General features: G+C 68.7%; 24 protein-coding genes and 1 pseudogene. 4 read left to right on the top strand and 21 right to left on the bottom strand.

Annotated elements, in window-relative coordinates:
* The 3 genes and pseudogenes from E3T48_RS03205 to E3T48_RS03195 form a co-directional block, all read right to left on the bottom strand.
* Nucleotides 1-307: pseudogene (locus E3T48_RS03205) on the bottom strand (thiol reductant ABC exporter subunit CydD); the annotation flags it as partial.
* A 57-nt stretch (nt 308-364) separates the two neighbouring features.
* Entirely contained in the window at nt 365-1369 is a 1005-nt protein-coding gene (cydB, locus tag E3T48_RS03200; RefSeq protein ID WP_134522416.1) for a cytochrome d ubiquinol oxidase subunit II, read from the bottom strand.
* A 9-nt stretch (nt 1370-1378) separates the two neighbouring features.
* Complete coding sequence (locus tag E3T48_RS03195; RefSeq protein WP_134522415.1) at nt 1379-2791, bottom strand: cytochrome ubiquinol oxidase subunit I; 1413 nt, start codon at nt 2789-2791, stop codon at nt 1379-1381.
* A 94-nt stretch (nt 2792-2885) separates the two neighbouring features.
* Here E3T48_RS03195 and E3T48_RS03190 point away from each other — a divergent pair, with 94 nt between their 5' ends.
* Together E3T48_RS03190 and E3T48_RS03185 are read left to right on the top strand one after the other, a co-directional pair.
* The gene (locus E3T48_RS03190) at nt 2886-3296 is read left to right on the top strand and encodes a BlaI/MecI/CopY family transcriptional regulator (protein ID WP_134522414.1); all 411 of its coding nucleotides are present in this window, start codon (nt 2886-2888) and stop codon (nt 3294-3296) included.
* A complete protein-coding gene (locus E3T48_RS03185; protein ID WP_241986602.1) occupies nt 3265-4296 on the top strand; it encodes a M56 family metallopeptidase in 1032 nt (343 codons plus the stop codon). The genes E3T48_RS03190 and E3T48_RS03185 overlap by 32 nt, the downstream gene beginning before the upstream one ends.
* Before the next feature lie 124 nt (nt 4297-4420).
* On the opposite strand, the gene E3T48_RS03180 is transcribed toward E3T48_RS03185, so the two are convergent.
* The 5 genes from E3T48_RS03180 to E3T48_RS03160 form a co-directional block, all read right to left on the bottom strand.
* Complete coding sequence (locus tag E3T48_RS03180; protein WP_198417611.1) at nt 4421-5347, bottom strand: ABC transporter substrate-binding protein; 927 nt, start codon at nt 5345-5347, stop codon at nt 4421-4423.
* Complete coding sequence (locus E3T48_RS03175; RefSeq protein WP_134522413.1) at nt 5347-6087, bottom strand: ABC transporter permease; 741 nt, start codon at nt 6085-6087, stop codon at nt 5347-5349. The genes E3T48_RS03180 and E3T48_RS03175 overlap by 1 nt, the downstream gene beginning before the upstream one ends.
* A complete protein-coding gene (locus E3T48_RS03170) occupies nt 6084-6770 on the bottom strand; it encodes an ABC transporter permease (protein ID WP_134522412.1) in 687 nt (228 codons plus the stop codon). Before E3T48_RS03170 ends, E3T48_RS03175 begins: the two co-directional genes overlap by 4 nt.
* Complete coding sequence (locus E3T48_RS03165; protein ID WP_134522411.1) at nt 6767-7609, bottom strand: ABC transporter ATP-binding protein; 843 nt, start codon at nt 7607-7609, stop codon at nt 6767-6769. Before E3T48_RS03165 ends, E3T48_RS03170 begins: the two co-directional genes overlap by 4 nt.
* A gap of 135 nt (nt 7610-7744) precedes the next feature.
* Nucleotides 7745-8410 (bottom strand): TetR/AcrR family transcriptional regulator, encoded by a 666-nt coding sequence (locus tag E3T48_RS03160; protein WP_134522410.1) that lies wholly within the window; start codon nt 8408-8410, stop codon nt 7745-7747.
* A 128-nt stretch (nt 8411-8538) separates the two neighbouring features.
* Between E3T48_RS03160 and E3T48_RS03155 the strand changes: the two genes are divergently transcribed.
* A complete protein-coding gene (locus E3T48_RS03155) occupies nt 8539-9612 on the top strand; it encodes an App1 family protein (protein WP_420898343.1) in 1074 nt (357 codons plus the stop codon).
* Between the two features lie 39 nt (nt 9613-9651).
* Here E3T48_RS03155 and E3T48_RS03150 read toward each other — a convergent pair whose 3' ends face one another.
* Genes E3T48_RS03150 through hisD form a run of 3 tightly spaced genes read right to left on the bottom strand, consistent with a single transcriptional unit; the run spans nt 9652 to nt 12553 of the window.
* Complete coding sequence (locus tag E3T48_RS03150; protein WP_134522409.1) at nt 9652-10701, bottom strand: quinone-dependent dihydroorotate dehydrogenase; 1050 nt, start codon at nt 10699-10701, stop codon at nt 9652-9654.
* Between the two features lie 3 nt (nt 10702-10704).
* Nucleotides 10705-11223, bottom strand: coding sequence for a transcriptional regulator NrdR (gene nrdR / locus E3T48_RS03145; protein WP_241986600.1), 519 nt, complete (start codon nt 11221-11223; stop codon nt 10705-10707).
* Nucleotides 11224-11233: 10 nt separating this feature from the next.
* Entirely contained in the window at nt 11234-12553 is a 1320-nt protein-coding gene (gene hisD / locus E3T48_RS03140; RefSeq protein ID WP_134522408.1) for a histidinol dehydrogenase, read from the bottom strand.
* 74 nt (nt 12554-12627) lie between these two features.
* On the opposite strand from hisD, the gene E3T48_RS03135 reads away from it, so the two are divergent.
* On the top strand, nt 12628-13191 hold the full coding sequence (locus tag E3T48_RS03135) for a flavin reductase family protein (protein WP_134522407.1): 564 nt from the start codon (nt 12628-12630) through the stop codon (nt 13189-13191).
* A gap of 10 nt (nt 13192-13201) precedes the next feature.
* Here E3T48_RS03135 and E3T48_RS03130 read toward each other — a convergent pair whose 3' ends face one another.
* The 10 genes from E3T48_RS03130 to E3T48_RS03085 all read right to left on the bottom strand — a co-directional run.
* Nucleotides 13202-13969, bottom strand: coding sequence for a lysophospholipid acyltransferase family protein (locus E3T48_RS03130; protein WP_134522406.1), 768 nt, complete (start codon nt 13967-13969; stop codon nt 13202-13204).
* 22 nt (nt 13970-13991) lie between these two features.
* On the bottom strand, nt 13992-17459 hold the full coding sequence (dnaE, locus tag E3T48_RS03125; RefSeq protein ID WP_134522417.1) for a DNA polymerase III subunit alpha: 3468 nt from the start codon (nt 17457-17459) through the stop codon (nt 13992-13994).
* Nucleotides 17460-17566: 107 nt separating this feature from the next.
* On the bottom strand, nt 17567-18487 hold the full coding sequence (locus E3T48_RS03120; protein WP_134522405.1) for an RluA family pseudouridine synthase: 921 nt from the start codon (nt 18485-18487) through the stop codon (nt 17567-17569).
* Between the two features lie 7 nt (nt 18488-18494).
* Nucleotides 18495-19097, bottom strand: a complete 603-nt coding sequence (gene lspA / locus E3T48_RS03115; RefSeq protein ID WP_134522404.1) for a signal peptidase II — start codon at nt 19095-19097, stop codon at nt 18495-18497.
* Nucleotides 19087-19734, bottom strand: coding sequence for a DivIVA domain-containing protein (locus tag E3T48_RS03110; RefSeq protein ID WP_134522403.1), 648 nt, complete (start codon nt 19732-19734; stop codon nt 19087-19089). The genes lspA and E3T48_RS03110 overlap by 11 nt, the downstream gene beginning before the upstream one ends.
* A gap of 140 nt (nt 19735-19874) precedes the next feature.
* On the bottom strand, nt 19875-20177 hold the full coding sequence (locus E3T48_RS03105) for a YggT family protein (RefSeq protein ID WP_134522402.1): 303 nt from the start codon (nt 20175-20177) through the stop codon (nt 19875-19877).
* A gap of 8 nt (nt 20178-20185) precedes the next feature.
* A complete protein-coding gene (locus tag E3T48_RS03100; protein ID WP_134522401.1) occupies nt 20186-20731 on the bottom strand; it encodes a cell division protein SepF in 546 nt (181 codons plus the stop codon).
* 35 nt (nt 20732-20766) lie between these two features.
* Entirely contained in the window at nt 20767-21474 is a 708-nt protein-coding gene (locus E3T48_RS03095; protein WP_134522400.1) for a YggS family pyridoxal phosphate-dependent enzyme, read from the bottom strand.
* A gap of 15 nt (nt 21475-21489) precedes the next feature.
* Nucleotides 21490-22680 (bottom strand): cell division protein FtsZ, encoded by a 1191-nt coding sequence (ftsZ, locus tag E3T48_RS03090; protein WP_134522399.1) that lies wholly within the window; start codon nt 22678-22680, stop codon nt 21490-21492.
* Between the two features lie 129 nt (nt 22681-22809).
* Nucleotides 22810-23848, bottom strand: a 1039-nt coding sequence (locus E3T48_RS03085; protein ID WP_134522398.1) for a cell division protein FtsQ/DivIB, incomplete at its 5' end; no start/stop codon positions are given.

Raw genomic sequence — 23848 nt, 5'->3', positions numbered from 1 at the left:
GCTCGGCGAGGCGCTCGAGCACCCGCGCGCGCAGCTGGCTTTTGACCGACGCGGCGCCGCGGCTCGCGGCCACCTCGAGCAGCCAGACCAGCGCCGCCCTGGCCATGACGACAGCGGCGAGGGCGCCGACCGTCGGGGCGAGCTCGGCCGGGCCCTGCCCGTCGACGGCGAGGCTGATCGCCCGGCTCAGCAGCCAGGCGAACGCGACAACGACCAGCGTCTGGGCCAGGCCGAGCGCGGCCCCGACCAGCAGGAACCACCGGGCGGCGGACGCGTAGCGGAGGAGCCGGGGGTCGAGGGGGCGCATTGACGATTCGAAAGGCTGGTGGGCGGAGTCTGGGCGGGAGCGGTCTTGGCGGGCGGGCTAGTGCGCGGCGGCTTCGATGGTGCCCCGGCTGACACGCTTGCGCAGCACCCAGTAGGTCCAGCCCTGGTAGAGGAAGATCACCGGGGCCGCGATCAGGGCGGTCCAGCTCATCACCTGCAGGGTGTACGGCGTCGAAGACGCGTTCGCGATGGTCAGGCTGTTCGCGGCGTCGTTGCTCGCCGGCATCACGTCGGGGAACAGGGACGCGAACAGGGTCAGCACGGCCAGACCGATGGTCGCGGCCATCAGTGTGAATGCCCAGCCCTCGGAGCCCCTCAGGTTGAACAGGAACGACCCGATCAGGGCAACGGCGGCCAGCCCGGCGAACACGGCGGTGAACAGGCTCCCGAAGGCGAGCACGGTCCAGAGCAGGAAGGACGCGGCGACAAGGATCGTCACGATTCCGGACCGCACGGCCAGTTTCCTGGCACGCTCGCGGATGTCGCCCTCGGTCTTCAGGGACACGAAGACGATCCCGTGGGTGAAGAAGAGCAGCAGCGTGGTCAGGCCGCCGAGCAGCGCGTATGGATTGAGCAGGTCGAAGAAGCTGCCAGAGAAATTGTGGCCCGCGTCGAGCGGCACGCCCTGCACGACGTTGGCGAAGGCGACGCCCCAGAGCAGGGCCGGCACTGCGCTGCCGACGACGATCATGGCGTCGAACCACTTCTTCCACTCGGATTCGGGCCGTTGGTGCCGGTACTCGAACGACACCCCCCGCACGATGAGTGCGAGCAGGATCAGCAGCAGGGCCAGGTAGAACCCACTGAACATCGTCGCGTACCACTCGGGGAACGCGGCGAACAGCGAGGCGCCGGCGACGATCAGCCAGGTTTCGTTGAGGTCCCAGACCGGGCCGATCGTGTTGATCAGCACCCGCCGGTCGGTGTCGTCGCGGCCGAGGAAGGGCAGCGACATCCCGACGCCGAAGTCGAAACCGTCGAGCACGAAGTAGCCGATGAACATCGCCGCGATGATCCAGAACCAGAGGATGTTGAGTTCCATCAGACGCTCCTAGTAGACCGTGACACGTTGGGGGGTTTCGCCGGTGAGCGGATCCGGCACCGGGGCATCCTCCGGGCCCTGCCGGACCGCGCGCAGGATCAGCCGGAACTCGACCACGGCGAGCACGCCGTAGATCAGGGTGAACGCGACCAGGGAGATCAGGATCTCGAGCCCGGTGACGTTGGGCGAGACGCCGGATTCCGTCTTCAGCAGCCCGAAGACGAGCCAGGGCTGCCGTCCCATTTCGGTGAAGATCCAGCCGACGCTCATCGACGCGAGCGAGAACGGGAACGACCAGATGGCGACCTTCCAGACCCAGGTGGCGGCCGGGGTGCGCCCGCCGCGGGTGAGCCAGAGGCCGACGACGGCGACGAGGATGTGCGCCAGACCGAGGCCGATCATCCAGCGGAACGCCCAATAGGTGATCCAGATGGTGGGGGTGTAGTCGCCTGGCCCGTAGAGCCCCACGTATTGCGCCTGCAGGTTGTTGATGCCCTCGACCGTGCCGTCGAGGGTCTTCGTCGACAGGAAGGAGAGCAGGTACGGGATCCGGACGGAGAACAGTTCGCTCACCCCGTCGGGCGTGCCGAGGGTGAAGATCGAGAAGGAGGCGTCGGCGCCGGTGGCCGTCTTGTACAGGGCCTCCGCCGCGGCCATCTTCATCGGCTGGGCGGCCGTCATGGCCAGGCTCAGGGAGTCGCCGAAGAAGGTGGTGACGGCGCCGGAGACGACCATCATCCAGAGCCCGAACTTGAGGGCCGGGCGCATCGAGTCGGCGTGCTGCCGGCGGACCAGGTGCCAGGCCGCGACCGAGATGATCAGGCCGGCCGAGACCATGAAGGAGGCGAAGATGGTGTGCGGAAACGACGCGAGCGCGATCGGGTTGGTGAGGAGCTCACCGATGTCCGTGAGCTCGGCCCTGCCTCTGGCCTCGTTGATCCGGAACGCGATCGGGTTCTGCATGAACGCGTTCGCGGCGAGGATGAAGTAGGCGGACGCGATCGACCCGGCCGTGGTCAGCCAGATCGTCGCGAGGTGCAGTCCCCGGGGCAGCTTGTCCCAGCCGAAGATCCACAGTCCGATGAAGGTGGCCTCGAGGAAGAACGCCACGATGCCCTCGAATGCCAGCGGCGCCCCGAAGACGTCCCCGACGAACCGGGAGTAGGTGGACCAGTTCATGCCGAATTGGAACTCCTGAACAATCCCGGTCACGACGCCCATGGCGAAGTTGATCAGGAAGATCTTGCCGAAGAAGTGGGTCAGCTGGAGGTACCTGGCCTTGTCGGTGCGCACCCACGCGGACTGGAAGATCGCGACCGTGAGGGACAGTCCGATCGTGAGCGGAACGAAGAGGAAGTGGTACACGGTCGTCAGACCGAATTGCCACCTCGACAGGAGCAACGGATCCAGCCACTCGTTCATGCGTCCTCCAACAGAGCCACTCTTCTACGATACGTAGAAGACTACACTTCTACGCCCCGTAGAAGACGGCGGGTGGCGGCGGTAAACTGTCGCCATGGGGAATCTGGGTGTGCTGGAGCGGTTGCTGATGGATGTCCTCTGGGACACCGGTCAGTCGCTGCCCGCGAACGAGTTGCGCGACCGCCTGCTCACCCCGGCCGCCGCGGCCGCGAGCCGCAAGCGGCTGGCGACGACCACGGTGCTCACGGTGCTGTCGAGGCTTGAGAACAAGGGTTTCGTCAGCCGGGACCGCGGCAGCCGCCCGCACCTGTACCGGGCGGTGACGACCCGGGCCGAACACACGGCCGAGCTGATGCTCGAAGTGCTCGGCTCGGCGCCCGACCGGCAGGCGGCGCTGGCCAGGTTCATCGGCAACGTCAGCCCGCAGGAGGCCGACAGCCTCCGGCTCCTGCTCAGCCCGGCATCCGCGGCGAGTGACGGCGCTCGCGAGACCGGGCACGAGTGACGCGAAGCCCGGCGCCGTGCCGACGACCGCGCTAGTGCTTGGGGCGCTCGCCCTCGCCCTCGCCTGGCCCCTGCCGATCCTGCTCTCCCGCGCCCGGTGGCCGGCCCGCTCCCCCGGTCTCGCTCTGGTGCTCTGGCAGTCGATCGCCCTGGCCGGCGGGCTGTCGATGATCGGGGCCCTGCTCGCCTACGGGCTGCTCGGGTTCGGGACCAGCCCGCTGGCGGGCATCCGCTCCCTCTCGGACCACCCCGGCTCCGGGGCGGTTCCTGTCGGGATGACGTTCGGCCAGGTGCTCGCCCTCGCCGCCGGGCTTCTGCTCGCCGGGCACCTGCTGCTCAATCTGGCGGCGACGTTCCTCCGCGCCAGGGTGCAGCTGCGCCGTCACCACCACCTCGTCGCGCTGCTCAGCGAACCACTGGCCGACCGTCCGGGAACCCGCGTCATCGACCATGAGGCCCCGGTCGCGTACTGCCTGCCCGGCGCGACGACGTCGGCGACGGTCTTGTCGAGGGGGCTGATCAGCCTGCTCGACGCCGACCAGCTCCGCGCGGTGGTGGCCCACGAGCGGGCGCACCTGCTCCAGCGCCACCACGTCGTGCTGCTCGCGTTCAGGTCGTGGCGCAGCGCGTTGCCGTGGTTCCCGATCGCGACCCGGGCGGAGACGGCGGTGGGCCTGCTGGTGGAGATGCTGGCCGACGACCAGGCCCGCCGCGAGGTCGACGACCGCACCCTCGCGACGGCGATCGCGCTGGTGGGGTCGGCGCACGGGCCGGTCACGGGCGCGCGCGAACCGGGGGGCCCTGCTACGAGACCCGAAACCGGGACTCGCGAAACGGATGCCGCGTCCTTAGCCGGGCCGGATCATCCGTTCGACCTGCTGACGCCTCGGCTTCGCCGGCTCGTGGTGCCCACGCCGAGGCTGCGCCGGCACCAGGGCTTCGGCGTTCTCGCCGCGTCGGCGGGTCTGCTCGCCCTGCCGACCCTGCTCCTGCTCGGCTGATCCCGGCTGCCCGGCTGCCGCGCGCCCCGTCGAATTCGACGGACATTTTCGGATTTCGGGGCGGTTTTGCCCCAAATCATGCACGCAAACCGAAAATGTCCGTCGAATTGGTCACCGGCAGGGACTAGAAGAGATTCGCCTGCTTGAGCCAGCCGGCCGCGATCGCCTTCGCGGACTTCTGGTCGTTGACGCTCTCCGAGTTGAGGCTGACCAGGTCTTCGGCGCTCAGGGCGGCGCTGACCTTGTTGAGCACCGCGGCGGCCGTGTCGTCGACCTTCTTCGACACGACGGGAACGACGTTGTCGGGGAAGAAGACGCCGTCAGGGTCGGTCAGGGCCACGAGGTTGTCCGACTTGATGTTCGGGCTGGCGGTGTAGATGTTCGCCAGCTGGATGTCGCCGTCGACGAGGGCCTTGACCGTGAGCGGGCCGCCGCCGTCTTCGACCGGCTTGAATCCGACGGTCTCGATGCCGTACTTCTCCTTGAGCGCGGCCGGTCCGTACGGTCGGGTCTCCAGCTCGGAGTTCCCGCCCACCGTGATCGGCTCGGTGACATTCTTCAGCGACGCGATGTCGGTGAGGTTGTACTTCTTGGCGAAGGCTTCCGTGACGGTCCACGAGTTCTGGTCGGTCGCGGCCGCCTGGTCGAGCACGCGCAGGCCGGACGGAAGCGCCGTGACCAGTTCGGCGTACGTCTCATCGGCGGTGCCGCCGGCCGCCTCCTTGTCCAGAGCCTGCAGCAGGCTGCCCGTGTACTCGGGGAAGACGTCGATCTTGCCGCCGGTGATGTCGGGCAGGTAGACCTCGCGCTGGCCGATCCGGAACTGCCGGTCGACGGTCACGCCGTTGGCCTCGAGCGCCTGGGCGTAGATCTCCGCAACGATTTCGTTGGAGTAGTAGTCCTGCGAACCGACCACGAGGGTCTTCGAGTCGCCCGACGTGGTACTTCCGCGCTCCAGCGGGTCGCCGGACGCACACCCTGCAAGGGCTACGACGGCCCCAACCGCGACCGCGGCGATTGCCGCGAGCCGGCCTCTTTTCACTGTGAACATTAGGGGTTTCCTTTCGTGATGGCGGGTTCCATCCCCGGGCGAGGTCTGGCTGACCTGGCCCGGTCGACTGGGAGGCGGGTCGAGGCGACGCCGCGTGGGACCACGATCCGCTGGAGCGTGGCGAAGACGGCCTCGAGCGCGAGGGCGAGCAGGATGACGAGGATCGATCCGCCGAGCATCTGCGCATAGTCGCGGGTCTTCAGGCCGGAGAACAGGTAGCGGCCGAGGCCGAAATCCGCCACGTAGGCGGCGAGGGTGGCGGTCGCCACGACCTGGAGCGCGGCCGAGCGGAGTCCCCCGATCAGCAGGGGCAGGCCCAGCGGGATCTCGACCTGGGTCAGGATCTGCACCTCCGACATGCCGACGGCCCGCGCGGCGTCGATCGCACCACGGTCGATGGCCTCGAACCCGGTGTACGCGCCGGCGAGGATCGGCGGAATCGCCAGCACGGTCAGGGCGACGTAGGGGGCGCCGAGGCCGATTCCGATCCAGAGTGCCACCAGCGTCAGCAGTCCGAGGGTCGGGATGGCGCGCAGCCCACCGGAGGTCGCCACGGCCAGGCCGCGTCCACGTCCGCTGTGTCCGATCGCGAAGCCGAACGGGATGGCGATGGCCGAGGCGAGCAGCAGGGTCAGGAAGGTGAAGCCGAGGTGCTCGAGCGCGCGCACGGGGATGGCGCCCGGTCCGGCGTAGTTGGCGGGGTCGAGGATCCAGTTGAGGGCATCGGCGAAGATGTTCACGAGGTGACCTCGACGGGCAACCGGAGCCGGGCATCCGCCTTGACGGTCTTCCTCGCTCGGGTCCAGGGCAGTGCAAGCCGTCCGACGGCGACCAGCGCCCCATCCAGCAGCAGGGCGAGCAGGACCGTCGCGACGATGCCGGTGATGATCTCGGCCTGGATGCCGCGCTGGAATCCGTCGGTGAAGAGGGAGCCGAGACTCTGCGCCCCGATCACGGCACCCACCGTGGCCAGGCTCACGGTGCTGACCGCGACGACCCTCAGCCCGGCCAGCAGCACCGGGCCGGACAGCGGGAGCTCCACCTGCCAGAAGGTGGTCCAGGTCGAGAACCCGACGGCGACGGCCGAGCGCTGCACGTCGGCGTCGACGGAGGCGAGCCCGTCGGCAACCACGCGCACCATCAGTGCCACGCCGTAGATGGTGAGGGCGATGACCAGATTGAGCGGGGACCGGAGAGTGGTGCCGACGAGGGCGGGCAGCACGATGAACATCGGGAACGAGGGGATGGCGTAAAGCAGCCCGCTCGCCGTCAGGATCACTCCGCGGCTGAGGCGGTAGCGGTTGGCCAGCCAGCCGAGCGGGAGCGCGATCACGAAGCTGAGGATGATCGGGGGCACGCTGAGGACGAGGTGGTCGAGGGTGCGGTCCCAGATGAGGTCGAGATTGGCCCAGACCCAATTCATCGGAACCCCACGCCCTGCCCCGGGGCGTCGCCCACGAGCACGCCCGCGAGGCGGCCGTCGCTGTCGACGAGCACGTCCCGGCCGTCGTGTCGTTCGAGATGCAGGGCGCGTTTGCCCCGTTCGGCGCCGATGAAGCTGGCGACGAAGTCGTTGGCCGGGTGGGCCAGGATATCGGTGGGTGTGCCGATCTGCGCGATCCGGCCGCCTTGCTGGAGGATGACGACCTGGTCGCCGAGCAGGAACGCCTCGTCGACATCGTGGGTGACGAAGACCACGGTCTTGCCAAGCTCGGTCTGCAGCCGGATGAGCTCCTGCTGCAACTCGGCGCGCACGATCGGGTCGACGGCGCCGAACGGCTCGTCCATCAGCAGGATGTTGGGATTGACCGCGAGTCCCCTGGCCACGCCGACACGCTGCTGTTGCCCGCCGGACAACTGGCTCGGGTACCGATCGGCCAGGGTCCGGTCGAGGCCGACCGTGTCGAGCAACGCCAGGGCATCGGCCCTGGCCTTCTTTCGCGGCACGCCCCGCAGCAACGGCACCGTCGCGACGTTGTCGACCACCTTCCGGTGCGGGAGCAGCCCGGAGTTCTGCATCACGTAGCCGATGCTGCGGCGGAGCTTCACCGGTTCGAGGGAGGCGATGTCGACCCCGTCGATCTCGATCGTGCCGGCGGTGGGGTCGACCATCCGGTTGATCATTCGCAGCAGAGTGGTCTTCCCCGACCCGGAAGACCCGACCAGCACCGTGGTCCGGTGCGACGGGATGGTGAGGCTGAAGTCATCGACGGCCAGGGTGCCATCCGGGAACTGTTTGCTCACCGAGCGGAACTCGATCATAGAAGTGGCTCATTCCTCGCCTGAAGTCGGATCAACACGTGCCAGAGGGTTAACACAACCATCGTTCGCCACCGAACGGCACAATGGATTGCAGAATGTTATCCGCTGAGGGCGAAACGACCAGTGCCGTCGCGGTCAGACGCTGGCGGCGACGGGGCCGTAGTAGCCGACCAGGTAGTCACGCATGACCCGGCGGCACTCCGCGATGAAGCGTTCGTCGCCGTGCGGGTCGCTGTGGAAGGCACGGGAGAGGATCGAGTCCGCCATCTCGACGGCCACCTCGAGCCGGAAGATCAGGTCAGGGCCGCCGTGCAGGCCGAATTCCTCGGCGAGCACCCCCGCCAGCTGGTGGGCGAAGTAGCCCGATTCGAGGTCCTCGCTGCCGCTGATCGGGGCCCGTTCCCGGTCGGCGAAGTGCACGATCCGGAAGCCGGGCTCGGAACGATACAGGTCGACGAACGCCGTGATGGCGCAGTCGACGGCATCCCACCAGGTCTCCGTCCCGCTGGTCTTCAGCTGTTCGACCACGCGCTGCCGGAACCTCAACACCGCGCGTTCGCGCAGGGCCTGCAACACCGCCACCCGGTCGGGGTAGTACCGGTACACCGTGCCGATCGACGCCCCCGCGCGTTCAGCGACCATCGCGGTCGTGATGCGGTCGAACCCCACCTCGTCCACCACGACGGCAGCTGCATCGAGCAGCCCTGACAGGCGCGCCGTGCTGCGCTGCTGGGTGGGTTCGACCCGCACCTGCTGGCCCGACACGACAGGATCCCCACCGAAAAGGTCACTGAGTGACACTTGTCCTCCTTGAAGTAAGCCCCAATTCTACGGTGCTGAGCCCCGCTCGCTTGCCAGCGACGGACCCCCGCCCCGGATTGGGGGCCGAGCCACGCCGCACGGTCCCGGCGCATGCCAGACTAGGGACTGTGCCGAAGTCATCCCGAGTACCGACAGCGGTCACCCCTGCGATGATGATGCACCGCGCGGCGCGCGTGGAGGACTGGCTGCACGGGACCCGCGAAGGGTTCGCCCGCAGGCGCGGCTACCTGCCGACGGTCATTCCATACACCGGATACGGGTCGACCGGGTGGGTGCGGATCCTCTGCCGCGTGCTCCTGGCCAAACCGGCCAAGCCGGGCAGGTCGGCGAGCACCCGGCGCCGCTGGCGGTCCGACCGGCGCGACGCCGGCATCCGCGGCTGGCGCAGCTTCACCAGCGTGCCGGTCAACGACGTCACCGTGACCATTGAGGTCAACGGCCAGGTCCACCGGGTGCAGGCGGACCGCGGCGGCGTCGTCGACACGGTCGTGCGGGTGAGCCTCGAACCCGGCTGGCACGTGGCGCAGCTGCACACGGATGCGTCCACCCCGGTCGAAGCGCCCCTCTTCATCGTCGGCCCGACCGTCCACCACGGCATCATCTCCGATGTCGACGACACCGTCATGGTCACGACCCTCCCCCGGCCGCTGCTGGCGGCCTGGAACACATTCGTGCTCGACGAGCACGCACGGGTGCCCACCCCGGGAATGGCGGTGCTCCTGGACCGGCTGGCGGCCACTTCTGACGGCGCCCCGATGATCTATCTCTCGACCGGGGCGTGGAACGTCGCCCCCACGCTGACCCGTTTCCTCTCCCGCAACCTCTACCCGGCCGGGGCGCTCCTGCTCACGGACTGGGGGCCGACCCACGACCGCTGGTTCCGGAGCGGGTCCGAGCACAAGCGCGCCAACCTGCGCCGGCTCGCCCAGGAGTTCCCGGATATCCGCTGGATCCTGATCGGCGACGACGGCCAGCACGACGAGGCCATCTACGGCGAGTTCCAGCGCGACTTCCCCGGCAGCGTCGAGGCCGTCCTGATTCGGCAGCTGTCACCGAGCGAGGCCGTCCTGGCCGGGCGCCGGGCCAAGGACGCCGTCGTCGAGACGCACGATCCCCGGTGGATCTACGGTCCCGATGGGTCAAGCCTGGCGGCCCAGCTGGCCGAACACGGCCTGCTCTAGCGTGCTCTGGCCTGCCCGCCCAGCGCTTCCGATAGGGGCTCAGAACTCGGTTGCGCGCTCCCTGGAACGGATCCGGGCGAGTCCACGGTTGACCTGGCGCGCCCAGAGCGGGCCTCGATAGAGGAACGCGCTGTAGCCCTGCACGAGCGTCGCTCCGGCCGCGAGACGCTCGGCGACCTGCTCCGCCGTCTCGACGCCGCCGACCGAGATGACGCACAGTTCGCGGGGCACGGAGGCCCGGATCAGGCGGAGCACGGCGAAGGACCTGGCATGGAGCGGGGCCCCGGAGAGACCGCCTGCCCCTGCGGCGGCGACCGTGGCGTCATCCGTGGCCAGGCCCGCCCGCGAAATGGTCGTGTTCGTCGCGACAATGCCGTCGAGGCCGAGCGCGACCACGAGTTCGGCGATCCGGGTCACCTCGTCATCGCTGAGGTCGGGGGCGATCTTGACCAGCAGGGGCGTGCCGGCGGCCTCGGCCTTCACCGCGCGAAGGAGCGGGGCAAGCTGGTCCCGCTCCTGGAGCCCACGCAGTCCCGGCGTGTTGGGTGAGCTCACGTTGACGACGAGGTAGTCGGCGAGGGGAGCGAGGAGCGCGGCGCTGGCCAGATAGTCCGCGGTCGCATCCTCGACCGCGGTGACGCGGCTCTTGCCGATGTTGATGCCGAGAACGGGCCGGCCGGGAACGGCCAGAACCCGGGCGAGGCGCATCCGAGCCGCCTCAGCACCGTCGTTGTTGAAACCCATCCGGTTGATCACGGCACGGTCGGCGATCAGGCGGAACAGGCGCGGTCTCGGGTTTCCGGGCTGGGCGAGGGCCGTGATGGTGCCGACCTCGACGTGGCCGAAACCGAGCTGGCCGAGGCCGATCACGGCCTTCCCGTCCTTGTCGAACCCGGCGGCCAGGCCGAACGGCGAGTCGAAATGCAGCCCGAGGGCGTCGACGCCCTCGTCGGTCGCCGGCGCGGTGAACCGGCGGACCAGGCGCCCGACGCCGAGCGTGGGCAACGCCCGGATCACGCTGAAGGCGAGATGGTGCGCTCGCTCGGGGTCGAGCCGGGACAGCACTGCCGTGAAGAAAAGGGGGTACACGGCTCAGATCTCTGCCGTGGCGGTCGGCGTGGTGGTGGTGGTGGATGATTCCGCTGCCTCGGTGCCGAGGCCCTCGACGTGCCCGGTGCGCAGCTGGGCGATCGCTGACTCGAAGTCCTCGAGCGAATCGAAGCCCTGGTACACGCTGGCGAAACGCAGGTAGGCCACCTCGTCCAGGTCCCGCAGCGGCGGCAGGATGGCCAGCCCGATGTCGTTCGCGTCCACCTGGGAGGCGCCGGTCTGGCGGATGGTCTCCTCGACCCTCTGGGCGAGCATGGCCAGGTCGGAGTCTGTCACCGGGCGCCCCTGGCATGCCTTGCGGACCCCGGACACGATCTTGTCCCGGCTGAACGGTTCGACGACCCCGCTGCGCTTGATGATGTTCAGGCTGGCGGTCTCGGTGGTGCTGAACCTGCGCCCGCACTCGGGGCACTGGCGCCGGCGACGGATCGAGAGCCCGTCGTCGCTGGTGCGCGAGTCGATGACTCGGGAGTCCGGGTGGCGGCAGAACGGGCAGAACATTCGGCCTCGCCTACCCTTCCGCGCCGGCGCTGAACCGTGCCGTGACGGCGTCGCCGTGGGCCGGGAGGGCCTCGGCCGCGGAGAGGGCCGCGATGTGGCCGGCGACCGCGAGCAGCGCCTCGCGGCCGTAGTCGACGACCTGTTGCGGCCGGAGGAAGGTGTACGCCCCCAGCCCGGAGGAGAACCGGGCCTGGCCGCCGGTCGGCAGCACGTGGTTCGAGCCCGCGACGTAGTCGCCCAGGCTGACCGGGGAATACGCCCCGAGGAAGATGGCCCCCGCGTTGTCGATCCGCGCGAGCACGGCCTGCGGGTCCGCGGTCTGGATTTCCAGGTGCTCGGGTCCGAACGCATTGCTGAACGCGGCGGCTGCGGCCAGGTCGTCGACGAGCACGATCGCTGACTGGGGCCCGGAGAGCGCCGCGGTCACCCGCACGCTGTGGGTGGTCGTCGTGGCCAGTTCGGCCAGGTGGGCGGACACGGCAGCCGCCAGCGGAGCGGAATCGGTGACGAGGACAGCCGCCGCCAGCTCGTCGTGTTCGGCCTGGCTGACCAGGTCCGCCGCCACCAGCCGGGGGTCGGCCGCGGCATCCGCGATGACCAGGATGTCGGTCGGTCCGGCTTCGGAGTCGATGCCGGTGACACCGCGAACGAGGCGTTTGGCGGCGGCGACGTAGACGTTGCCGGGGCCCGTGACGAGCTGGACCGGGTCGAGGCCGAGACCGGGAACGCCGTAGGCGAAGGCACCGACGGCGCCCGCGCCGCCCATGGCGTAGATCTCGTGCACGCCGAGCAGCCCGGCGACGGCGAGGATCGTGGGGTGCACCCGGCCGGCGTGGTCGCTTTGCGGCGGCGAGGCGAGCGCGAGCGACGAGACGCCGGCGACCTGTGCCGGCACGACGTTCATGACGACGCTGGACGGGTAGACGGCCTTGCCGCCGGGAACGTAGAGCCCGACCCGGTTGACCGGCTGCCAGCGCTGGGTGATGACGGCGCCGTCGGCGATCGTGGTGGTGACGCGCGGGGGCACCTGCGCGGCGCTCGCGATGCGCACTCGCCGGATCGTCTCTTCGATGGCCGTGCGCACTGCGGGGTCGAGCCCGGCCACGGCTTCCGCGATCTCGCTCGCCGGGACCCGGACATGGGCGGGGCGCACCCGGTCCAGGCGCTCGGCCTGGTCGAGCAGGGCGGCCTCTCCCCTGGCGCGCACGTCATCGATCAACGCTGCTGCGACGTCGCTGGCGACGGTCACGCTGGTGGCCGCGCGGGGCACGGCGGCCAGCAGCTCGGCGGGAGTGGGCCTGGTGCCCCGAAGGTCAATAGTCTGGATCATCTCCGACCAGCCTAGCGACCATCCCCCCTCCGCACGGGAATAGGCTGGCTGCCGAGGAGCTTGATTCAAACACCATGAACGACACCGAGGCACCAGAGACACCCGTCACGACACCCGCCACCGCCGCACCTCCGCTGGAGGGCGACCCGAATGCGCCGCAGGATCTCGCGGCCTTCAAACACGCGTTCCGCCGTCATGCCGCCGGGGTCGCCGTGATCACCTCGTTGCGGGAGGACGGCACACCGGTCGGGTTCACCGCCACCTCCCTGGCGTCACTCGCCTCCGTGCCGCCGCTGGCGACGTTCAACATGGCACGTTCCGCGAGCACCTGGCCGGCGATCGCCGCGAACGACCGGGTTGTCATCCACATCCTGGGTGCGGGAAATCGCGCCCTGGCGCAGACGCTGTCCGGGCCCGCTGAACAGCGCTTCGTCGGCGATCACTGGGCACCGGGGCCGCACGGCCTGCCGGTGCTCGCCGGGGTGACGTCGTGGATGGTCGGCCGGATCGTCGAGCGGGTGCTCGTGCACAACAGCGCGGTGGTGATCGTGCAGATCGAAGAGGGCGGCATGGGCGAGAACGACGACGCGCTGCTCTACCACGAGCGCACCTACCGGGTGCCGGGCGCCCCGGTCTGACCCGGCCGAGTCAGACCGGGGGAAGGTCGCGCAACCGGCGGCGCTCCGCCTCCACGATCGCGGCCTGCTCCGGGGTCGGCGCGCTGCCGCCCAGGTGCTGCGGCTGCCACCAGGCCCCGGCGCCGTCCTCGGGATAGCCGGCTTGCAGCTTGTCGACGAGCGCCTGCAGCGTTGTGTGCAGGCGCAGGGTGAGTTCCTGAACATCCGCGTCGGCCGGCACCTGGATCGGCTCGCCGATGGCGAATCCGATCGGCGCCCGGAAGGCCTCCCTGAGCGACGGCCTGTGGTTCTTGGTGAGCAGGCGGTGCCCTCCCCAGACCGCGATCGGCACGACGGGGACCCCTGCCTCCGCCGCCATCCGGATCGCCCCCGATTTGAGCGACCGCACGGTGAAGGATGCGTTCACGCCTCCCTCCGGGAAAACGCCGAGCAGTTCACCGGTGCGCAATGCAGCGACGGCCTGCACGTAGGCCGCCGCGCCGGCCTTCATGTCGACCGAGATGTGGCGCATCCCCCGCAGCAGCGGGCCGACGAGGCGCTGGTCGAAGGCACCCTTCTTCGCCAGGAAACGGATGTGACGCCGGTTTCGGTGCCAGGTCATCCATTCGACCAGGGCGAAGTCCGCGTAGCCGAAGTGGGTGATCGCCAGGACCGCTCCCCCGGTGTCGGGAAGGTTCGCGAGCCCGGTGACCGATGGCGTGAGGCGCAGCAGGCCGAAAACGGCCCGCCCTGCCGCGATGGCAGTGCTGTAGATCGGTTCCCTGGCGCGCCGTGTCATGGTCCAAGGCTACAACCCGGGCTCAGGTGAGGCAGTACGGCCCGAGCAGGCTCTTCAGCTCCCCGAACAGGTCGGCGCTGATCGTGATCCGGAACGGCAGCTCGAACACCCGCGCGGTCGTGCCCTTGACGAGCTTGAGCCTCACCTCTGAGCTGCCGCCGTGCCGGCCGAGCACCTCACCGAGCGCGGTGACCGTGTCGGTGGTCGCCCGGGCCTCGGCCACGGTGATGGCCAGCGGCCCGGAGTCGGAGGCCTGGCCCAGCTCGGGGGCGAAGATGCTGTAGGCGTGCAGGTTCATCCCGTCGTCTCGCAGGCTCACCCGGCCTCGCACGACCACGACCTGGTCGCTGATCAGATCCTGGGCGAATTCCTGGTACGCCTTGCCCATGAACATGACGGCGATCTCCCCGCCGAAGTCCTCGACCTGGATGATGCCGTACTGGTTGCCCGACTTCTTCGCGATCCGGTGCTGCACGCTGGTGATCAGGCCCGCGATGGTGACCGTGTCGGCGTCCTGGGTCTGGTCGGAGGCCATCAGATCGACGATGGTGGTGCTGGCGTGTTTGGCCAGCGGGATTTCGAGCCCCGCCAGCGGGTGGTCGGAGACGTAGAGGCCGAGCATGTCGCGTTCGAAGGCGAGCTTCTCCTTCTTGCTCCACTCCGGGCGGTCGGGGACCTGTTCGGTTTCCTGCGGGTCGTCGAACAGGCTGTCGAAGTCGAACCCGACCATGCCGTGCTCTTCATCGCGCTTGATCTTGACGGCGGACTCCACCGCGGCCTCGTGGATCTCGACCATGCCGCGCCGGGTCGCGCCGAGGGAGTCGAAGGCGCCTGCCTTGACCAGGGACTCGATGGTGCGCTTGTTGGCAACCTGGATCGGCACCTTGCGCAGGAAATCGTGGAACGACTCGAAACGTCCCTTCTCCGTGCGGGTCAGCCGGACGGCGTCGACGACGTTGAAGCCGACGTTGCGCACGGCCCCCATCCCGAACCGGATGTCGGTGCCGACGGCCGCGAAGTAGCCGATCGACTCGTTCACATCGGGCGGCAGAACCTGGATGCCCATCCTCCGGCACTCGTTCAGGTAGAGGGCCAGCTTGTCGCGGGAGTCGCCGACGCTGGTGAGCAGGGCCGCCATGTACTCGGCCGGGTACTTGGCCTTGAGGTACGCCGTCCAGTACGAGAGCACCCCGTAGGCGGCCGAGTGCGCCTTGTTGAAGGCGTAGTCGGAGAACGGCAGCAGGATGTCCCAGACCGTCGTCACGGCGTCCATCGAGTAGCCGTTGGCCTTCATCCCGCCGGAGAACCCCTCGAACTGCTTGTCCAGTTCCGACTTCTTCTTCTTGCCCATGGCCCGGCGCAGCAGGTCGGCCTGGCCGAGGGAGAACCCGGCCAGCTTCTGCGCGATCGACATGACCTGCTCCTGGTACACGATCAGGCCGTAGGTGGTGCCGATGACGTCCCGGAGCGCCTCCTCGAGTTCAGGGTGGATCGGGATGATCTCCTGCTGACCCGTCTTCCGCAGCGCGTAGTTGGTGTGCGAGTTGGCCCCCATGGGGCCCGGCCGGTACAGCGCGATGACGGCGGAGATGTCTTCGAAGTTGTCAGGCTTCATCAGCCGCAGCAGCGACCGCATGGGCCCGCCGTCGAGCTGGAAGACGCCCAGGGTGTCACCGCGGGCGAGCAGTTCGTACGCGGCCGGGTCGTCGAGTCCGAGCTCTTCGAGCACGGGCCGGTGCCCGCGGTTCACCGCGATGTTGTCGAGGGTGTCGTCGATGATGGTGAGGTTGCGGAGCCCGAGGAAGTCCATCTTGATCAGGCCGAGGGCCTCGGACGCCGGGTAGTCGAACTGGGTGACGACCTGGCCGTCCGCTTCACGCTTCATGATCGGGATGATGTCGATCAGCGGGTCGGAGCTCATGATCACGCCCGCGGCGTGCACGCCCCACTGCCGCTTGAGATTCTCCAGGCCGAGGGCCGTGTCGAAGACGGTGCGGGCCTCGGGGTCGGACTCGATCACGGCACGGAAGTCGGCCGCCTCGCGGTAGCGCGGGTGGTCCTTGTCGAACATGCCGGTCAGGGGCACGTCCTTGCCCATGATGGCCGGCGGCATGGCCTTGGTGAGCTTGTCGCCCATGCCGAACGGGAACCCGAGCACGCGGGACGCGTCCTTCAGGGCCTGCTTCGCCTTGATCGTGCCGTAGGTGACGATCTGGGCGACGCGCTCCTCACCGTACTTCTCGGTGACGTAGTGGATGACCTCGCCGCGGCGGCGCTCGTCGAAGTCCACGTCGAAGTCGGGCATGGAGACGCGGTCCGGGTTCAGGAACCGCTCGAAGATCAGGCCGTGCACAAGCGGGTCCAGGTCGGTGATGCCCATCGCGTAGGCCACCATCGAGCCTGCGCCGGAACCGCGTCCGGGTCCCACCCGGATGCCCTGCTGCCTGGCCCACATGATGAAGTCGGCCACGACGAGGAAGTAGCCGGGGAAGCCCATCTGGATGATGATGCCGATCTCGTAGTCGGCGCGTTTCCGCACTTCCGCCGGGATGCCGTTCGGGTAACGCTTTGCCAGCCCGATCTCGTTCTCCTTGACGAACCAGCTCTCCTCGTTCTCGCCCTCCGGGCAGGGGAACCGGGGCATGTAGTTGGCCTGGGTGTTGAACTCCACCTGGCAGCGCTCGGCGATGAGCAGGGTGTTGTCGCAGGATTCCGGGTGGTCGCGGAAGAGGTGCCGCATCTGCGCGGCGGTCTTGAGGTAGAACTCGTTGGAGTCGAACTTGAAGCGGTTCGGGTCGTCGAGCGTCGAGGCCGACTGCACGCAGAGCAGTGCCGCGTGGGCGGTCGCGTCATGGGCGTGGGTGTAGTGCAGGTCATTGCTGGCCACGAGCGGAAGGTTGAGCTCGCCGGCCAGTTTGAGCAGGTCGGTCATGGTGCGGCGCTCGATGTCGATGCCGTGGTCCATGATCTCGCAGAAGAAGTTCTCCTTGCCGAAGATGTCCTGGAAGTCGCCCGCGGCCTTCCTGGCCTCCTCGTACTGTCCGAGGCGCAGGCGGGTCTGAACTTCGCCACCGACGCATCCGGTCGTTCCGATCAGGCCGGTGGAGAACTCGGAGAGCAGCTCGCGGTCCATCCGGGGCTTGAAGTAATAGCCCTCCAGGCTGGCCTTGGAGGACAGCCGGAACAGGTTGTGCATGCCGGCGGTGGTCTCGGACAGCAGCGTCATGTGCGTGTACGAACCGGCGCCGCCGACGTCGTCGCGGTTCTGCCCGTTGGTGCCCCACCGCACCCGGGTCTTGTCCCGGCGATCGGTGCCGGGGGTGATGTACGCCTCGGTGCCGATGATCGGCTTGATGCCCGCCTCGGTGGCGGTGCGCCAGAAGTCGAACGCGCCGAACACGTTGCCGTGGTCGGTGATGGCGACGGCGGGCATCCCCTGTTCGACGGCCGCGTTGATGAGCGGCTTGACCCGCGCCGCACCGTCGAGCATCGAGTACTCGCTGTGCACATGCAGGTGCACGAACGAATCCTTCGATCCACCCGACTTATTCTGAGGGGACAAAACGGCTCCGAGGTGTTGAGAGTGGTCGCTGCAGGTCAGGCGTCGCGCAGCACGTCGAGCGCGTGCGCGAGGTCGGCCGGATAGTCGGCGTTGAAGGTGACCCACTCGCGCGAGTCGGGGTGGGTGAAGGCGAGCTGTTTCGCGTGCAGCCACTGCCGGGTCAGTCCGAGCCGGGCGGTGATCGACGGGTCGGCCCCGTACATGGCGTCGCCGACGCACGGATGCCGCTGGGCGGCCATGTGCACCCGGATCTGGTGGGTGCGCCCGGTCTCCAGGTGCACCTCGAGAAGCGACGCCGACCGGAACGCTTCGAGCGTCTCGTAATGGGTGATCGAGTCCTTGCCGCCGGCGACCACCGCGAACTTCCAATCCGAGCGAGGGTGGCGTCCGAGCGGGGCGTCGATGGTGCCGGCGAGCGGGTCAGGGTGGCCCTGGACGACCGCGTGGTAGATCTTCTCGACCTCACGGTCGTGGAAGGCCCGCTTGAGGGCGGTGTAGGCCGCCTCCGACTTGGCGACGACCATCAGCCCGCTGGTGCCCACGTCCAGCCGGTGCACGATGCCTGCGCGTTCGGCGGCACCGGATGTCGCGATCCGGTACCCCGCGGCCGAGAGCGCCCCGAGCACGGTCGGCCCGGTCCAGCCGACGCTGGGGTGCGCGGCGACACCGGACGGTTTGTTGACGACGACTATGCTCTCGTCGTCGTGCACGATCGACAGGTCGGGCACAGGGATGGCCACGATGGTCAGGGCCTCCCGAGGCTGCCAGGTGACCTCGAGCCAGGCGCCGCCGTGCAGCCGCTCGGACTTGCCGACGACGGCTCCGTTCAGGGCCACCCCGCCGGCCTCGGCGACCTCGGCCGCGAAGCTTCGGGAGAACCCGAACAGCTTGGCGATGCCGGCGTCGACACGGACGCCGTCGAGGCCGTCGGGAAGGGGCAGAGAACGTGTTTCCATGGGTGCTTCAGGGTGCTAACTGGGTGGGGGCTGGAGCGGGGGCGTCCGGGGCTGCGGGCTCCGGGGCTGCGGCATCCGTGGCCGCGGGCTGCGCGGCGGGCGCCCTGCGGCCGTCGAGGCCGACTCCCCGGATGGTGAGCCACATGAAGATGATCATGCTCGCCACGATCGACATGTCCGCGACGTTGTAGATGGCCGGGATCAGCCAGGGCGTCGAGATGAAGTCCACGACGTGGCCGAGGCCGAAGGACGGCTCCCGCAGCAGGCGGTCTGTCAGGTTTCCGAGCACACCGCCCAGCAGCAGCCCGAAGACCAGGCCCCAGGCGAGGGAGCGGATCCGCCCGGCGAACCAGACGATGAACACCACAACGGCGACCGCGATGATGGAGAAGATCCAGGTCATCCCGGTCGCCAGGGAGAACGCAGCGCCCGGGTTCCGGACGAAGTGCAGTTGCAGCACATCGTTCAGAACCCGGACGGTGTCACCCTCTGAGAGACCGGTGACGACAAGGTACTTGCTGAGTTGGTCCAGCGCGTAGATGCCCAGCGCGACAAGGACCAGAACGATGAGCGCGCTGGAGCGCTTCTTCGCTCTGTCCTTAGGCGCCAAAGCCCTGGAAGCTCGGCTTCGAAGCGTTGCCCGAGTCGCTGCCGGCGTTCGCGCCGACCGGGGAGGTGGCGTCGAGGTCGCGGAGCTGGCTCTCGATGTAGCTCTTCAGCTTCTGACGGTATTCACGCTCGAACGTGCGCAGGTCTTCGATCTTGTTCTCGAGGACCGAACGCTCCTGGTCGAGGGCGTTGATCTGTGCGCGCTGCTTGGCCTCGGCCTCTGCGACCAAACGGGCCGCCGTGGCGTGGCCTTCGGCGATGAGTGCATCGCGCTTCTCGACACCCTCCTTCACGTGCTCCTCGTGCAGGCGGCGAGCCAGCTGGAGCAGGTTGGTGGTGCCGGCGGTCTCGTCGACGGGCTCGGCAGCGATCGCGGCGGCAACGGGAGCGACGACCGGAGCCGGGGTGGGCTCCGCGACAACCTCGGGGGCATTGACGGCCTCGGCCAGGATGACGGGCTCTGCCGTTCCGCCGTCGGCGGAGACGCGAGCTCGGAGCTCCTCGTTTTCGGCGGTGAGGCGACGCAGCTCGACGACGACCTCATCGAGGAAGTCGTCGACTTCGTCCTGATCGTATCCTTCGCGGAACTTCGTCGACTGGAACCGCTTGTTGACTACATCTTCCGGAGTTAGCGCCATGGCTTCCCACCCTTAAAACTTGAGTTTGCGAACATTCTGATTGAGTTCTACCAACGTACCAAGGACCGACCCATGTCGCTCCGCGTCGGTCCGGTGCGTCACCGGTCAAGAATACATGCCTTGACCGTGGTGGACGGCATTTAGACCCGGACGAGGGCCCCGGCGATCCACATTCCCACGATGACGCAGAGCATGGTCAGGCTCCAGCCGAAATCGAAGGCGATCGGGCCGAGTCGGAGCGGGGGCATGATCCGGCGGAAGAAGCGCACGGGCGGGTCGGTGACCGAGTAGACCAGCTCGACGAGCACGAGCAGGAACCCCGTCGGCCGCCAGGCGCGATTGACGCTGCGGACCAGGTCGACGATGAAGCGACCCCACATGACGAAGAAGTAGAGCAGCAGCGCGTAGTAGGCGACCGTGCCGAGCAGTGAAACGACGAACACGGGCAGGATTACGACTGCGCGAAGAACGACGCCTCAGCGTCGGGCTCTTCACCAGCGTTGTCCCCGGAGACGACAACGTGCGACGGGGACAGCAGGAACACCTTGGCCGTGACGCGCTCGATCTTGCCGTACAGGCCCTGGGAGAGGCCGCTGGCGAAGTCGATCAGGCGCCGGGCATCCGCATCGCTCATCTGCGACAGGTTGATGATGACCGGGATTCCGTCTCGGAAGGACTCGGCGATCGCCTGGGCGTCCTTGTACTGGCGCGGGTGGACGGTGAGGATTTCATTCATTTCTGAGGCAGCCACATTCTTGGGAGTGGAGGTTTTGCGCAGCGGTGTCACCGGTGCACGGCCGGCCGAGCCGTGAGCGGCGCCGGAGTGGGGCGCGGCGGACTTCGGAGCGGCCGAGTGTGTATTGGCGGAGTGTGTATTGGCGGAGTGCGCCACAGCGGAGTTCGAATTGGCGGCCGGGGCAGCCGCAGGCGCCTCGTATTCCAGTTCTTCGTCTGCCAGGCCCAGGTAAACCATGGTTTTCTTGAGCGGGTTGGACATCTCGACCTCCGGGTTGATGATTCTTCGTTCTCAGATTAACCGAGTACCGGGCGATTCCCGGTGATTGCCGTGCCAATTCGAAGGTGTGTCGCCCCTTCGCTGATCGCGTCTGGGAAGTCCTGGGACATCCCCATCGAGAGGTATTTCGCCCCCGGCGCGGCGAGCCTGGCCTGCTCGCCCAGCTCGCGCACGCGGGCGAAGGCGCGGCGGGGTTCGGCTCCGACCGGAGCGACGGCCATCACGCCGAGGAGCCGCAGCCCCTCGGTTGCCAGGACTCGTTCGACCAGGGCGTCCAGTTCCCGGGGGCGCACGCCCCCGCGGGCCGGGTCGTCCGTGAGGTTCACCTGCACGAAGCAGTCCACCGTGGATTCGCCGGATTGCAGGGCGTCGACGAGGGACGGCCGATCGACGGAGTGGATGACCTGCGCGTATGTGCGCACCTGTCTGGCCTTCTTGCCCTGGACCTGGCCCACGAAGTGCCAGGTCAGGCCGAGTGAGTCCAGCGCCGCGGCCTTGGCCTGGGCTTCCTGGTGCCGGTTCTCGCCCATGTCGCGCACGCCCAGTTCGGCGAGCTCCTCGATCAGCGAGACGGGGTGGAACTTGGTGACGACGATGGTGGTGATCTCGCCGGGGTCGCGGCCGGCCGAGGCCGCGGCCTCGATGATCCGGCCGCGCACGACGGCGAGGCGTTCCCGGAGGCCCGGCGTGACCGGTCCCCCGGGAGCCGCGTCCGGGTCGTTCATTGCTCTGCCGTCGACTTACTTGAGGAAGTCGGGGATGTCCAGGTCGTCCGGGTCTTCCTCGAACGCCGGGTCGGCCACGGCCGCGCCGGGCTCGACGCCCGACCAGACCGAGGAACCGGCCGCCTCGTCGACGGCGTACTGTGCCGAGTCGCCGGTGGAGCCGACGGATGTGCCGCCGGCCGACGAGTTCACGCCGGCTGCCACGCCTGCCGCGACCAGGTCGGCGCGGCGGACCTCGACCGCCTTGGCGCCGGGTTCGCCGCCGTCGAAGCCCGCGGCGATGACGGTGACCCGCACCTCGTCGCCGAGGGTGTCGTCGATGACCGCACCGAAGATGATGTTGGCCTCGGGGTGAACGGCCTCCTGCACGAGCCGGGCGGCGTCGTTGATCTCGAAGATGCCGAGGTTGGAGCCACCCTGGATCGAGAGGAGCACGCCGTGCGCGCCATCGATCGAGGCCTCGAGCAGCGGGGACGCGACGGCGAGCTCAGCGGCCTTGATCGCGCGGTCCGCGCCCCGGGAGGAGCCGATGCCCATGAGCGCCGAGCCGGCGCCCTGCATGACCGACTTGACGTCGGCGAAGTCGAGGTTGATCAGACCGGGGGTGGTGATCAGGTCGGTGATGCCCTGCACGCCGGCGAGGAGCACCTGGTCGGCCGTGGCGAACGCCTCGAGCATGCTGATCCCGCGGTCGCTGATTTCCAGCAGCCGGTCGTTCGGCACGACGATGAGGGTGTCGACCTCGTTCTTGAGTGAGGCGACGCCGGCCTCGGCCTGCGCCTGGCGGCGCTTGCCCTCGAAGCCGAACGGCTTGGTGACGACACCGATGGTGAGGGCGCCGATGGACTTGGCGATCCGCGCGACGACGGGGGCGCCCCCGGTTCCGGTGCCGCCGCCCTCGCCGGCCGTGACGAAGACCATGTCGGCGCCGGCCAGCGCCTCCTCGATCTCTTCGGCGTGGTCCTCGGCGGCGCGGCGGCCGACCTCGGGGTCCGCTCCGGCGCCGAGCCCGCGGGTGAGGTCGCGACCGACGTCGAGCTTGACGTCGGCGTCGCTCATCAGCAGTGCCTGGGCATCCGTATTAATGGCGATGAACTCGACCCCGCGGAGGCCGAGCTCGATCATGCGGTTGACGGCGTTGACACCGCCGCCACCGATTCCAACAACCTTGATGACTGCGAGGTAGTTCTGATTTGTTGTTGACACGTCCGGCCTCCGGTGGAACTCTAAACCTTTACTCGAAGTTTAAAGTTATGCTGAGTATGCAATTCCTGATCTCGAAGTTATGCGCCAGTTCGCACGGCTCGGGGATGCGCGCCCGCGTGTCGCGAAAAGTCAGCGCAGAACGGCGCTGTCGGGCGAGGACACGTCGTATTCGCCGACGCTGCCGACCGGATGGTTCACGACCAGGGCGGCGAGCACCACTGACTTGTACTCCGACTTCTCCGCACTCCCCCAGACGACGCGTGCGCCGCCGATGAGGGTGAGGGTCACGTCGTCCTTCGTTGCCGCGGTGACGGTGTCCAGCTGGCCGCGGATGCCGTCCGGCAGAGCCGCGATCACGGCCGCGGCTGCCTGGAACCCGGTGCTGCCCGCGCCGGCCCGCGCGTCGATCGTCGCGTACCCCGCGGGCCGTTCCGCGCCGCTCTGGATGACGACGCCCGCGGCGTCGACGAGGTCGAAGCCGGCCGGGGTGACGACGGCGCCGATCGGCTCACGTTCGACGATCCGCACGACGAGGGTTCCCGGCGGCCGGCTTTCGGTGACGTAGCTGCGGATCAGGGTGAACCTGGACAGTTCCTTCTTGACCTTCGCGAAATCGACCAGCGGCAGCGGGGTGCCCAGTTGTTCGCCGAGTGCCGCCTGCACCTCGGCCGACGGGACGCGGTTGGCACCGACGACCTCGATGCTCTTCAGGGCCATCAGTGGCGAATACGCGCCGATCAGCACGAATCCGGCCAGCGCCGCAGCCACACCGAGCGAGACGAGCCAGATGGCGCGCCGGCGGCGTGAGCGCCAGGTGAATCGGCGCACCTCCTCGCGCTCGTACAGTTTGCGGGCCCGGCGGGCGGCACGGAACTTCCGGCGGGCGCCGGCCGGGGTGAGCGGCTCGGTGTACGGCTCGGTGGACGTGGCAGGCGGGCCGGCCCCGGTCGGAGCGTCAGGCCGGTCGCGCACCGGGGTCGCCGGCGAGTCAACCGTCTCCGGACGACGAAGCGGCCGGACCGGGGCGATCCGCCTGGCGCCCTGCGTGGGCAGCACGATCGGTTCGGTCGAGGTCTGGTCGCCCGCCGGGGCGTCGGCTCCCCCCTGTCCGGATGCGGGGCGGCCGGACGCCGTCCGCCCGGCTGCGGCGGTCCCTGGCCTGGCCGGG

The sequence above is a fragment of the Cryobacterium fucosi genome (assembly GCF_004403515.1).
In the GTDB taxonomy this organism is placed as follows: domain Bacteria; phylum Actinomycetota; class Actinomycetes; order Actinomycetales; family Microbacteriaceae; genus Cryobacterium; species Cryobacterium fucosi.
Note: the sequence above shows the minus strand (reverse complement) of the source record. Positions and strands in the feature narration are given on the sequence as shown.